Source organism: Vibrio sp. MOR3 (assembly GCF_001557775.1).
Lineage (GTDB): Bacteria > Pseudomonadota > Gammaproteobacteria > Enterobacterales > Vibrionaceae > Vibrio > Vibrio jasicida.
Window position 1 is genome coordinate 138,085 of record NZ_LNRD01000008.1, and the last position, 13,708, is coordinate 151,792.

General features: G+C 44.5%; 10 protein-coding genes. 9 read left to right on the forward strand and 1 reads right to left on the reverse strand.

The window, feature by feature from the left end; genetic code table 11:
* The first annotated feature begins 188 nt into the window (after nt 1–188).
* The 7 genes from ATB76_RS16370 to ATB76_RS16400 all read left to right on the forward strand — a co-directional run bounded on the left by ATB76_RS16370 (nt 189) and on the right by ATB76_RS16400 (nt 8,816).
* Complete coding sequence (locus ATB76_RS16370; protein WP_061035729.1) at nt 189–2,069, forward strand: DUF294 nucleotidyltransferase-like domain-containing protein; 1,881 nt, start codon at nt 189–191, stop codon at nt 2,067–2,069.
* Nucleotides 2,066–2,815, forward strand: a complete 750-nt coding sequence (locus tag ATB76_RS16375; protein ID WP_039976629.1) for a 3'-5' exonuclease — start codon at nt 2,066–2,068, stop codon at nt 2,813–2,815. The genes ATB76_RS16370 and ATB76_RS16375 overlap by 4 nt, the downstream gene beginning before the upstream one ends.
* 217 nt (nt 2,816–3,032) lie before the next feature.
* Complete coding sequence (locus tag ATB76_RS16380) at nt 3,033–4,697, forward strand: BCCT family transporter (RefSeq protein WP_038872405.1); 1,665 nt, start codon at nt 3,033–3,035, stop codon at nt 4,695–4,697.
* Between the two features lie 371 nt (nt 4,698–5,068).
* Nucleotides 5,069–5,602, forward strand: a complete 534-nt coding sequence (gene ectA / locus ATB76_RS16385) for a diaminobutyrate acetyltransferase (RefSeq protein WP_061035730.1) — start codon at nt 5,069–5,071, stop codon at nt 5,600–5,602.
* A 35-nt stretch (nt 5,603–5,637) separates the two neighbouring features.
* Nucleotides 5,638–6,903: a diaminobutyrate--2-oxoglutarate transaminase gene (ectB, locus tag ATB76_RS16390; protein WP_038878614.1), complete on the forward strand. Its 1,266-nt coding sequence runs from the start codon at nt 5,638–5,640 to the stop codon at nt 6,901–6,903.
* A gap of 13 nt (nt 6,904–6,916) precedes the next feature.
* Nucleotides 6,917–7,303, forward strand: coding sequence for an ectoine synthase (locus ATB76_RS16395; protein WP_005393369.1), 387 nt, complete (start codon nt 6,917–6,919; stop codon nt 7,301–7,303).
* An 88-nt stretch (nt 7,304–7,391) separates the two neighbouring features.
* On the forward strand, nt 7,392–8,816 hold the full coding sequence (locus ATB76_RS16400) for an aspartate kinase (RefSeq protein WP_038872412.1): 1,425 nt from the start codon (nt 7,392–7,394) through the stop codon (nt 8,814–8,816).
* 69 nt (nt 8,817–8,885) lie between these two features.
* Here ATB76_RS16400 and ATB76_RS16405 read toward each other — a convergent pair whose 3' ends face one another.
* Nucleotides 8,886–9,872 carry a cytochrome-c peroxidase gene (locus ATB76_RS16405; protein WP_038872414.1) on the reverse strand — a complete coding sequence of 329 codons (987 nt, stop codon included), beginning with the start codon at nt 9,870–9,872 and terminating at the stop codon, nt 8,886–8,888.
* A 634-nt stretch (nt 9,873–10,506) separates the two neighbouring features.
* Here ATB76_RS16405 and ATB76_RS16410 point away from each other — a divergent pair.
* Nucleotides 10,507–12,099: a S8 family peptidase gene (locus ATB76_RS16410; RefSeq protein ID WP_061035731.1), complete on the forward strand. Its 1,593-nt coding sequence runs from the start codon at nt 10,507–10,509 to the stop codon at nt 12,097–12,099.
* A gap of 533 nt (nt 12,100–12,632) precedes the next feature.
* The gene (locus ATB76_RS16415; RefSeq protein WP_231571927.1) at nt 12,633–13,697 is read left to right on the forward strand and encodes a hypothetical protein; all 1,065 of its coding nucleotides are present in this window, start codon (nt 12,633–12,635) and stop codon (nt 13,695–13,697) included.
* Nucleotides 13,698–13,708 lie beyond the last annotated feature (11 nt).

The following is a 13,708-nucleotide window of genomic DNA, read 5'->3' on the forward strand; positions in this document are numbered from 1 at the left end:
TTTTGATCCTAACGAAATCTTTCGTAAATAGGCCGTTTTAGAATGTTTTAAGTTAGAGTTCGAACTAATGTGTTGGTGACATGTTCTGCTATTTGAGTCGATTCATACCATCACTGGATTTATTTATTGCCTGATTGAATGCTTGGTGATATTTATCGCTGAAGTTTAGGCAATGCATGGAATAAAGAATGGAAGCCGAGCAATTAGAAGTACTCAATTTCATTAGCCAATACCCTCCCTTTGATGACTTACCAGAGACGCACCTGAAAAATATCGCAATGAACGCTGAAGTGGCTTACTACCGCGCAGGCTCAGATATTTTAAAGAAAGGTGACGATATTCGTGATCTGTATATGGTTCGCAGTGGCGTCGTCGAAATTTTCCGCCGCAAGGGGGAGCTGTATAACCGTATTGATGCTGGTGGTTTGTTTGGACAAATGGGGTTGTTGATGAATAACCGTGTCCGTATGCCAGCAAAAGCAATTGAAGATACATTAGTGTATTGCATCCCAGAGAGCATCTTCAACGAATTGTGTGATGAGTTTGAGAATTTCGCTGATTTCATGGAATTGGAAGACAGTGCAAGACTAAGAACCGTGGTTTCGAACCAGTCTGATGGCAACGATTTTACCACCGCAAAAGCGAGAAAGATTCTTAGCCGAGAGCCCGTAACCTTAGCTGCTACCGCGACCATTCAGGAAGCGGCAATACTGATGGCAGAAGAGGGCGTCACGGCATTGTTGATCGTGCGTCCAGAAGAAGAAATTACCGAAGATGATGACGACCAACTCTTAGGCATCCTGACCGACCGTGATTTGTGTATACGCGTCTTAGCTGAGGGTAGGGAGACTAACATACCCGTAAGTGAGGTGATGAGTTACGACGTCGTATCTCTTGATAACAGTGCGTATGTCTTCGAAGCCATGCTGACCATGCTGCGCTATAACGTGCACCACCTGCCAATCCTCAAAGACAAAAAACCGATTGGTGTACTTAGTATGACGGATATCGTCAGATACGAGTCGCAAAACAGTTTATTGCTTGTGAGTTCGATATTCCAACAGAACACGATCGAAGATCTTAAAGCGGTATCGAAACAAGTGAAAGACTGTTTTGTCCGTATGGTGAGTGAAGATGCGAACGCCCACATGGTCGGCCGAGCGATGTCGGTTATTGGCAGTAGCTTCAAGCAGCGTCTTGCTGAGTTAGCAGAACAAGAGCTTGGTCCAGCACCTATTCCGTATTGTTTGCTCGCAATGGGGTCCATGGCGCGTGATGAGCAATTGATCGTCACGGACCAAGATAACGCATTGATTCTCGATAACAGCTACGAACCAAGTGAGCATGGTCAGTACTTTGAGCAATTTGCTAAGTTTATTTGCGATGGGTTAGCAGAATGTGGTTACACCTACTGTTCTGGCGACATCATGGCAACTAACCCAGAATGGCGCAAAACGCGCTCAGAATGGGAAGCGTGTTTTGCTAACTGGATTGATGACCCAACACCGGAACGTCTGCTCAATAGCAGCATTTTCTTTGATCTATTAGGTGTGCATGGCCGAGTGAAGTGGGCAGAGCAATTAAGCGGATTCATTGTTCGCCGCGCGAAGAAGAACAACCGATTCCTCGCTTGTATGGCCTACAACGCAATTCGTCGAACACCACCTCTGGGTTTCTTTAAAGACTTTGTAATGGAGAAGGATGGCCGTCATCGAAACTCCATTAACTTGAAACGTCGCGGCACTGCACCGATGGCGGACTTGATTCGTGTCCATTCTCTTGCCATTGGCTCTCGCTCACAAAATTCATTCGAGCGTCTGGATGACATCAATAACGCTGGGATCTTGCCGAAAGGGCGAGGGATGGACTTGAAAGATGCCATGGAACTTATTTACATGGTACGTATTCGTCATCAGGCATTGGATATTGAAAATGGCGAAGAGCCGGACAACAACATCGAGCCTGAACATATGTCTGAGTTTGAGCGCCGTAATTTAAAAGCCGCCTTCCAGATTCTAAGTAACGCGCAAAACTTCATTAAGTTCCGCTATCAGAGAAGCAGTAAATGATGTGGTTTTTTAAACAACAGCAAGATGCACGTGATTTATTAGATACCAGCCAGACACCTGATTGGCCCGTTTTCTTTGAGCAACTTGCCGCGCAAGCGAAAGATGATCGATTAAAACGTTATTACTCTGCGCCTATTGTGAATGGTGATACGCCATTAAAAGAGGTACCTTTTGTCTCCGTCGATTTTGAGACCACGGGTTTAAATGCAGAAGAAGACGCCATTCTTACTATTGGTTTAGTTCCGTTTACTCTGGAACGAGTGCAATGCAGTGGCTCGCGTCATTGGGTGGTGAATCCAAATCGAGAATTGAATGAAGAATCGGTTGTGATTCATGGTATTACCGATTCAGAAGTGAAGAGTGCGCCGCAACTTAATCAAATCTTAGAGGCTATATTGGCAGAACTCTCAGGCAAGATTGTGGTGGTGCATTACAAAAATATTGAGCGTCAATTCTTTAACAATGCCTTGTTGAATAGCATAGGTGAGGGGATTCAATTCCCTGTTGTAGATACCTTGGATATTGAATATGCGATTCAGCGTCGTCAATGTGAAGGTTGGTTAAATAAGCTCAAAGGTAAAAAGCCGGGCTCGGTGCGTTTAGGGCACGCTCGTGAAAGATATCATCTGCCAGTATATCAACCTCATCATGCACTTACAGATGCACTTGCGACAGCGGAACTGCTACAAGCGCAACTGCAATACCATTTTGACGAGGACATGCGATTGTCTACGATTTGGCAATAACCACGCTGCAATTTAGCCATAAAAATAATTAGTCGTCCCGATAACGAAATGCAATGCGATATCGGGGCGTTTAACGTTAAAATTACACAGTAGAGTAACAATTCTAATAGCGGCGCAACGATCGCAATAAGCTTTGCAGCAAGTGGCGCGAAAAAGCCATCCCTTCGATTCCTACAACGATTTTTTAATTTGGCCACGTATTTTAAGGAGATAAATCGTGAGCACTGACAACAATGGCGGTATACAGCGCCCCGACGGTAAGGTGAACCCGATCGATACTGATTACCAGATTGGTCAGGATAACGTCGCGTTAAAAGTCGGTCCTTTTGGACTTGATATTCACAACCGTGTATTTGCTATTTCAGGCATGTCGATCATCCTGTTCGTAGTGTTAACACTGACATTCAGACAACAAGTAGAACCATTCTTTGCGGGTTTGCGTGGTTGGCTGGTATCAAATCTTGATTGGTTCTTCCTATCTGCGGGCAACGTGTTTGTCGTGGTGTGCTTGATCCTGATCGTCACGCCACTTGGTCGTGTTCGTATCGGTGGTACAGAAGCAACGCCAGATTATACTTATGCCGGTTGGCTTGCGATGCTATTCGCAGCTGGTATGGGTATCGGTTTGGTGTTCTTTGGTGTATCTGAGCCAATGTCTCACTTTAGTGCGGCACTAGGTGGTGTAAACGTTGAGAACGGCGTTCGTACCGACTGGGCTCCACTGGGTGCTGCGGAAGGGGACACCTCGGCTGCGTCTGCACTTGGTATGGCGGCAACGATTTACCACTGGGCTCTGCATCCATGGTCTATCTATGCACTGTTGGCTCTTGGTTTGGCGATTTTCTCGTTTAACAAAGGCTTGCCTCTAACGATGCGTTCCATTTTCTACCCTCTTTTTGGTGAGCGCGTTTGGGGCTGGACTGGTCACGTGATCGATATTCTTGCCGTAGTTGCAACGGTATTTGGTCTAGCGACTTCTCTTGGTTACGGTGCATCGCAAGCAGCAACAGGTCTAAACTTCCTGTTCGGTGTACCAATGACAGACACCACGCAAGTTGTGTTGATCATTATCATCACGGCACTTGCATTGATCTCTGTGGTTGCGGGCCTAGATAGTGGTGTTAAGCGTCTGTCTGAAATCAACATGGGTCTAGCGGCGCTATTGCTATTGTTCGTGATCATTGTTGGTCCAACTATGGCGATTATGACGGGCTTCTTTGACAACATTGGTGCTTACCTAGCGAATATTCCTGCATTGTCGATGCCGTTTGGTCGTGAAGACGTGAACTACTCGCAAGGTTGGACTGCGTTCTACTGGGCATGGTGGATTTCATGGTCACCATTCGTAGGTATGTTTATTGCGCGCGTATCTCGTGGTCGTTCTGTTCGTGAGTTTATCGTGTGTGTAATTTTGATCCCATCTACAGTGTGTGTGTTATGGATGACCGCATTCGGCGGAACTGCGATCAGCCAATACGTGAACGATGGTTACCAAGCAGTATTTGATGCAGAACTGCCTCTTAAACTGTTCGCTATGTTAGACGTGATGCCACTTTCTCAGATCACTTCTATCGTGGGTATCATTCTAGTAGTCGTATTCTTCATTACGTCAGCTGACTCTGGCTCTTTGGTTATCGATACGATTGCCGCGGGCGGTAAAGTGGATGCGCCAACACCACAACGTGTGTTCTGGTGTACATTCGAAGGCTTGGTAGCAATTGCACTGATGCTTGGTGGCGGTCTAGCAGCGGCACAGGCGATGGCGGTAACAACGGGCTTGCCATTCACAATCGTACTTCTTGTGGCGACAGTGTCTTTGGTGAAAGGCCTAATGGATGAGCCTCGTCCAAAATCTAAATCAGCGAAAAAAGCGAAAGCGTAACGCGAATCTTTTCTCTGATAAATTTCAATAAAAAACGGCATGCTTGGGCGTGCCGTTTTCTTTTCTTATGCTTTATTTCTTTTTCTCACCCAATCTGTTGCATTAATACCGAATGGAAGGATTTCTTACGGTTGTAATCATTTCTTTGGGTGGGCTGCTGACGAATAGTGACGCTGTATCGTCTAATTTCTTACGTTGCCCTATAAATACATTAGAGCTCAAACTAATTTTCATTTCACCCTCAACCACTAATGATGTGACATTGATCGACTTAATGACGATTAATCTCTTGTTTATTTGATTTTTAGCTACGAGAGATGCCCATAATAAAAAGGAAATTTAATTAGAACACGAAGGATATGTATCTACACATGATCACATCAGCTCCTTGGGTGATGTATCCAGAAATTGGAGAAGACCCAAGCAAAAAATGGATTTTTCGTGAGCCAGAAGTGTCGGATGGTGACAACGTCTACAGCTTGATAGCAGATTGTCCACCACTCGATATGAACTCTTCATATTGCAATTTCCTTCAGTCTACGCACTTCAGCAAAACCTGTATTTTGGTTGAGCATAAAGGCGAGCTCGCAGGGTTTATCTCTGGTTATCAAAAGCCAGATGAACCTAATGTGTTGTTCGTCTGGCAGGTCGCCGTCGCTCCTCGTTTTAGAGGCAAGGGTTTGGCTTTTCAAATGCTCGACAATTTATTAAAGCGAGAAGGGCTTAAAGGCATCGACACCGTCGAAACCACAATTACTAAATCTAATGAGGCATCTTGGGCACTATTTAAAAAACTCGATGCTCAAAATAGTAATGCTGGCGAGGTGACCACTTTCTTGGACGAAAAAGATCATTTCAAGGGCAAACACGATACGGAATACCTGTATCGCATTCCCCTCAATTAACTCCCACCCAATAGGAATCAAATAACGGTCTCATCATGGATATTTTCAAAAAGCAGGAATCCAACGTACGTTCATACTCAAACAGTTTCCCGGTTGTCTTTCGCAAAGCAAAAGGTTCCTGGCTAGAAACAGAACAAGGCGAACGTTACCTCGATTTCCTTGCTGGAGCGGGATCTCTAAATTACGGTCATAACAATCCAGTACTCAAGCAAGCGCTCCTTGAGTACATTGAAATGGATGGCATTACACACGGCTTAGACATGCACTCAGAAGCAAAAGCCGCTTTTCTTGAAGCCTTGAATAAGTACATTCTTGAACCAAGAGCGCTTGATTACAAAGTTCAATTCACTGGCCCAACGGGAACCAACGCCGTTGAAGCCGCCATTAAATTGGCAAAGAAAGTGAAAGGGCGCAGTAGTATCGTAGCTTTCACCAACGGCTTTCACGGTTGTACGGCGGGTGCATTAGCGGCAACGGGTAACCAACATCATCGCCAAGGCGCAGGCTCTAGTCTTAACAACGTCACACGTATTCCTTTCGAAGGTTATGCTGATATTGATGGTCTCAAACTGTTTGAAACCATGTTGACCGATAACTCGGCGGGTATGGATAAGCCAGCGGCAGTACTGCTAGAAACCGTGCAAGGTGAAGGTGGTCTAAATGTGGCATCCAACGCGTGGCTGCAGCGGTTAAGTAAGCTGTGTAAAGCACACGATATCTTATTGATTGTTGACGATATCCAAGCAGGGTGCGGCAGAACAGGTACATTCTTCAGCTTTGAGCCATCGGGTATCAAGCCAGATATGGTGACTCTGTCTAAATCCATTGGTGGTTATGGTCTACCAATGGCTATTGTGCTCTTAAAGCCAGAACTTGATCAGTGGAAACCAGGCGAGCATAACGGCACATTCCGAGGAAATAACCACGCGTTTGTGACTGCCACGAAAGCACTCGAGGCTTACTGGTCAAACGATAACTTCGAAACGCACATTAAGCGTTGCTCAAGCATGGTTAATGAAGTTATTCAACGTTCGGTTCAACGATTCCCTGAGTTGTTTGTACAGCGCAAAGGCCGCGGCATGATGATCGGAATTGAATGTAAGAACGGTCAAATCTCAGGCGATATTGCTAAAACCTGTTTCGACAATGGCATGGTGATTGAAACTGCAGGACCAAATGATGAAGTCGTGAAGTTCTTCTGTCCATTGACCATTTCAGAATCCGAACTTACGCAAGGGCTGAATATCTTCGAGGGTTCAGTCGAAGCCATCGCAAGCAAACATTTCAAACAAGCATCATAGCAAGGAAAGAATTATGATCGTTAGAACACTCGATGAGTGTCGCAATAGCGAAAGACGTGTTGTGTCGGATAACTGGGAAAGCGTACGTATGTTATTGAAAGATGACAACATGGGCTTCTCATTCCATATCACGACGATATACGAAGGAACAGAAACGCACATCCATTATCAGAACCATCTCGAGTCGGTATTTTGCATGAGTGGAGAAGGGGAAATAGAAGTCGTGGGTGGCGAAACCTATCCAATTAAACCCGGCACACTGTACATCCTTGATAAGCATGACGAACATTATCTTCGTGCATACAAAAACAAAGAAATGGTGATGGCATGCGTGTTTAACCCACCAATTACAGGTGCGGAAGTGCACGATGAGAACGGTGTTTACCCTCTGGTTGACTAGCCTAACTCTATAAACATTTGAAATGGGGTGAAGCTTCACCCCATTTTCTTTTCCTTTCTTTCAAATTACCAATCATTAAGGCCCTCTCATGACATTTACCGTAGAAAAGATCGGCGGTACTTCGATGACAGCATTCGATGCTGTGCTTGATAACATTCTCCTTCGTCCACAAAACCCTTATAACCGTATTTTTGTCGTTTCTGCCTACGGTGGTATGACGGATGCACTACTGGAATGCAAAAAAACTAGCAAGCCAGGCGTCTATCAATTGATTGCCAAGCGAGATGAAGCATGGGAGGAGGCGTTAGATTATGTTGAAAGTCGAATGCTACTGACCAATGAACATATCTTTGCTGACCCAATGAATAGAATGCGTGCGGATAAATTCATCCGTTCTCGCATCGCAGAAGCTAAAAACTGTGTCACCAACATTCTTGAAACTTGTCAGTATGGTCAATTTTCTCTACGTCATTATTTGCCTCAAATTCGTGAATTTCTCTCCTCGATAGGTGAAGCACACAGTGCCTATAACACGGCTTTGAAATTGAAAAATATCGGCATTAACGCAAAGTTTGTCGATCTTTCTGGTTGGGATAACCAAACACCCAAAACACTGGATGAATCTATCTCTGATGCCTTTGCTGAGATTGATGTTACTCAAGAATTGCCAATTGTCACAGGGTATGCCTACTGCAAAGAAGGTTTAATGCACACCTATGATCGCGGTTACAGTGAGATGACGTTCAGTCGCATCGCTGCCATGACTAAAGCTGATCTGGCGATTATCCATAAGGAATACCATTTAAGTTCTGCCGATCCGCGAGTGGTTGGTGTCAATAACGTTAACCCTATAGGCTCGACCAACTATGATGTGGCTGATCAACTGGCAAACTTAGGGATGGAAGCCATCCATCCCAATGCTGCAGCGGGTCTACGTGAGAGCGGTATTGAGTTACAAATAAAGAACACGTTTGAGCCTGAGCACCAAGGAACGTTAATCTCAGCAGATTATCGCCCAGAGAATGATCGTATTGAGATTATTGCAGGTAAACAAAAGGTGTTTGCACTTCATTTGTTTGACCAAGCGATGGTAGGCAAAGTAGATAATGTCAGTTACGAACTGATGGAAATCATTGCGGACGCTCGCGTTAATCTGATTGGGAAGGAGATGAACGCAAACTCAATCACTTATTACCTAGGCGGCAGCATTGATAGTTTAAACAAAGTGCTCTACAAGGCTGAAAAGCGCCACCCTAAAGCATCAATTACAGGAAAAATGGTCGCGTTGATCTCAGCGATTGGTTCTCAGATTGACACTAATAAAACTTTAGCGAAAGGCGTGCTAGCGCTGATGAACAGTGGGGTAACACCGATCGCGCTCCATTCATCAATGAGAAACGTAAATGTACAGTTTGTGGTCAGTGATGGCGAGTATAAACAAGCGATTTGTGCACTGCACGAAGAGTTCTTTGAGCAAGGCAGTACAATGAAAAAATCGGTGAGCGTTGCTTAAAGCGTTTAGTTGGTAATGGAAATAGTAAAGGAGCCAATTGTGGCTCCTTTGTGTTTCTTATCGAACAATTTAGATATTCGGGCGAGCAGTCTCGTTAGTGGATGGCGGTAAGTGAGGCAACGTCACTTCCGGTTGATCACCCGTTAGAGAACGTAAGAACTCAGTGATTTTTCCAGACTCTTCCTTCGTCAGCTTTTGGCCAAGTTGTAAATCAGCCATCATCGACACCGCTTCTTCTAACTCCCAAACTGAGCCATCATGGAAGTAAGGGTAGGTCAGTTCAACATTTCTTAGTGTCGGTACTTTGAAGACAAACTTATCGAAATCATTACCCGTGATCGCTTTACGTCCCACATCTGGGTTATCCGTTGCGAACGGTTTCACTAAGCCCATTTTTTGGTACATTTGACCACCAGCGAGAGGGCCGCTGTGACACGCTGTACAACCTTTCGCTTTGAATAAGTTGTAACCCTCGACCTGTGCGGTAGTGAGTGCATTATCGTCGCCTTTTAACCAAAGATCGAATGGCGCGTTTGGGGTACGCAAGGTTTGTTCGAACGTTGCAATCGCATCGGTGACGTTATCAATATCTATGGTCTCAGTCCCATACGCTTCTTTAAACCACTCGCGATATTGTGGAATTGACTTGAGCGTGTCGATCGCAAGCTGGTGGCTAAAGGCCATTTCGAGTGGGTTTTCTATAGGGCCAGCCGCTTGTTCTTGCAAATCTTTTGCGCGCCCGTTCCAGAACTGAACAAAGTTCAAATCTGAGTTAAACACCGTCGGTGAGTTGATAGGACCAATGGCCCATTTATGACCAATGGAGCTTGGTAGGTTATCGACGCCACCTTTTGCGATGTTATGGCAAGAGTTACAAGAAATGGTGTTGGAGGCGGATAAACGAGGTTCAAACCACAACGTTTTACCCAGTTCTACTTTCTTAGCATCAAGGCCAGAAATAGGCTCAATGACCTTGATTGGCTCTGCAGATTGGCGCTCTGCATAGGCACCGAAAGATAGGACTGACAAGACGCTCACTGCTATAAGAGTTTTCATAATAACTTCCTTTTTAAGTGATTTTTCACTCTCACTAGGGCGGCGTACTTCTTATTGGTACGCTCTGGAAGTCACGGTATAGCAATCGTTTTATTCGATAAAATGCAAAAAATCGATGGTTTTTATGGCAAAAAACGATGTTAAAAACGCACAAACTTTGCACGATTTGATTTTGCTAGCTTCCCAAGCAGTTGGTCACCTTTCATTTACAAATATGCAAAGAATATAAACGACAGGTTCGTTGATTTAGGTCAATTATGCAATCAAATGAACCTTAGTAGGTGAAAAACCTAGAATGAAAGAAAAGTGAAGTCTTTATTGCGTAAATTATCGGTAGTGGGAGGGTATGTAACAGGTAATATGTCAGGTGTGTAGAATTATTCTATTTTAGGGATTTTGCTCTAAGTCTAAATGAATCTTTGCATTTCAATTTCAATAAAGCTTGGTTATTGATCATGTTTCTGAGTGTGTGAATTATTATCAATTACGCATCCGGTTGCGCATTGTTCTAGGTTGAATCGTGTAACGTCACTGCAGCACGTATTGAGCGTATTACGCTGATTGTCTGTGTTTTCGTGTTGACAGTTTGGTACTAGGTAAAAATCAACAACACTATGATTTCAAGGAACATTTTATGTCAAAGAAACTACTTACTTGTTGTATAACCTCGGCACTCTGTTTTCATTCTGCTTCCGTTTACTCTAAATCAACGGATCTGCCAGGTGCTTCTGATTTACAACAAGCCCCTGCAGCGTTGATGCTCGCTCCGGACGATGTTGCCATCGCTGATCGTTACATTGTGGTCTTTAAACAGCCACAAATGATACCGAGCGATTCTCCTGATTTTCAGCAGTCCACACAGCAATCCGTGGACAGTATGTCCGGCTTATATTCAATACAGGTAGAATCCGTATTTGATCGCTCAATTAGCGGCTTTGTTGCCACGTTGAATACAAATCAGCTGGACGAACTGCGTACTGATCCGAGAGTAGACTATATCGAACAAGATAAAATGCTAACGCTTGAACCGATAGTCTCGGTAGAAGCGAACCAAAGCAATGCGATTTGGGGCCTTGATCGAATTGATCAGCGCAGCCTACCGCTTGATAGCAATTACAACGCCAACTTTGATGGCACTGGGGTAACGGCTTATGTCATCGATACAGGTGTGAACAATTCACACGCCGAGTTTGGTGGGCGTTCTGTTTCTGGCTACGACTTTGTCGATAATGATTCAGACTCAAGTGACTGTAATGGACACGGCACACACGTTGCGGGCACCATTGGCGGCAGCCAGTACGGTGTGGCAAAGAACGTGAATATTGTTGGTGTAAGAGTGCTTAGCTGTTCTGGCTCAGGTTCGACATCCGGTGTCATTGCCGGGGTGGACTGGGTGGCGGCTAACGCTTCAGGGCCTTCTGTTGCCAACATGAGTTTGGGAGGCGGCCAATCTGTCGCTCTCGATAGCGCGGTGCAAAGTGCAGTTCAGTCTGGCGTGAGCTTTATGCTGGCTGCTGGCAATTCTAATGCGGATGCTTGTAACTATTCACCTGCTCGTGTTGCTTCTGGTGTGACCGTTGGCTCCACAACGAGCTCAGATTCACGCTCGAGCTTTTCAAACTGGGGTAGCTGTGTCGATGTATTTGCACCAGGCTCGCAAATCAAATCTGCTTGGTATGATGGTGGCTACAAAACCATCAGTGGCACCTCAATGGCAACGCCACATGTAGCCGGTGTTGCAGCGCTATATCTTCAAGAAAACAGTGCATTATCACCAAGCCAGCTAGAGGCTCTGATTGCTGAACGAGCATCCAATGGAAAAGTCTCAGACACTCGCGGAAGCGTAAACAAGCTGCTCTATAGCTTGTCAGATTCTGGCTGTGGTCAAGATTGTGGTGGTCCAAATCCAACACCGGATCCTGAGGGCAAGCTAACCTCTGGTTTACCAGTGAATGGCTTGAGCGGCGCAACAGGTGCGATGGACTATTTCTATGCTGACCTAGAGGCAGGCCAACGTCTAACTGTTCAAACCATTGGTGGAAGTGGGGATGCTGACCTCTACGTACGCTTTGGCTCGAAACCAACACGCAATAACTGGGATTGCAGACCATACAAATATGGTAACAACGAGACATGCACAGTGACCGCACCGCAGAGCGGTCGGTACCACATCATGATTTACGCATATTCTAGCTACAGCGGTATGACCATTCAGGCGAACTACTAACTACAACACCAAGCCCACTTTACGGTGGGCTTAGTTTTTGAAAGCTCTATGTTTGAGCCTATTCAAATACATTTGTTTGTCGTTCTAAAGGGGTAACTAGATGGGAGTAGCTGTCGCTCTAAATAATATTGAATTTGAATTTGAATTTGAATTATGGATAGAGATGTAAACGTCTGTCGTTGTATTCACCAAAAATTTTCCGTTGTTTAAATCTCGTGAATAAATAGCGCTCAAATTCATTTTTTCTGTGAATTAATTAAACTAACAGTTATCTTAAAAGAAAGGGAATAATAGCCCTTTGAGATTTCATGATGAGCTTTTGAGTAGTAAAAACATCTATTTTAATGGTTAATTTGTCGCCACTATTTATCTAATTGTTAGAACTATCATATTGTAACAAATTCTTACATTTGGTATTTAGGGGCAGTTTAATGCGATATCAATCTTCACCAAGTAACCATACAGAACAACTACAACAGTCAACTCAAGAACGCGCTGAACAACAACGTCTGGCTCGAAAAGAAGAGCTTAAAGTGACACAAGAAGATAATAAGCGTTGGGCTGCAAATCGAGAAAGAGTCATGGCTGAACGCAACAGTGAAAATACTGAAGTCACCTTAACTCAATTAAAAGAAAATAAGAAAAAGGGTGGGCTTAGTTCTTTGTTGTGCGCGAAACCGAGTTTTTCCAAGCTCCCAACCAAGACCGTTGCTTATTGTTGGGTTAATACAAAAGCGGAAAGTGGTGAAGACAATATTATTCCAAGCGTTGAGAAGGAGCATGGTCTATTGAACGTCATTAGTAATGCAAAAATCACCCCGAAGGTAAAGCACATTATATATGTTGATAGACGCACTAAGGGGCGAACCTGTTATGACTCACGCGTTGAGCTTCCTGATAATGTTAAGTTTGTTTCGGTTGATGAATTGTTGAGCAAGAAAAACATCGCGACGCCAGTCATTGCCAAGAAGGTGACTGAATTGTATGAGGCAAGTATCAACCATGGCAGCCCAGCTTTTGCGAAGAATATGGTCTCTTTACTTGCCCTAAATGCTGGAGATTACTTCTTCGATATTGGTGTTAGCATCAAGCCAGACGGGAATTTAGTTAAGCATCTTAATGGCGAGAGCAAATTTTCCGGCGGTGCAGTAGGTAACGGGAGTTATTTGATGGGTGGACACGATAAAGAAGATATTGAGACAGTTGTTGAGTACCTCTACGAAATGTATACCTGTGAAAGACCACCAACGGTACATCCTAAAAAAGCAGTGGAGGTATTAGAAAACCTCGATAAATCGTTGAAGCCAGCAGATGTGATAAGTGAAGTGACAAGCAACTCGAAACTAAACGAAAAAATCACACCTGCAGACTTCGTTACTTACTCTCGTAGGATGGAGAAGGGATTCGCTGAGCGTGGCGTTAAGACTACGATGTGTGAATATGCCCGTTACACGGACGTCGTCTTTGGTAACAACATTGCCGTGCTCACGACTAAAGTGAAAACGGGCTTTAGGAGCGGAACAGATTTCGTTAATACCCATAAGATGAGCCACATTCACAAAACTAAAGTGGAAGCGCATCACGTGCCAGTTTTATAAGGTAAGCAGCT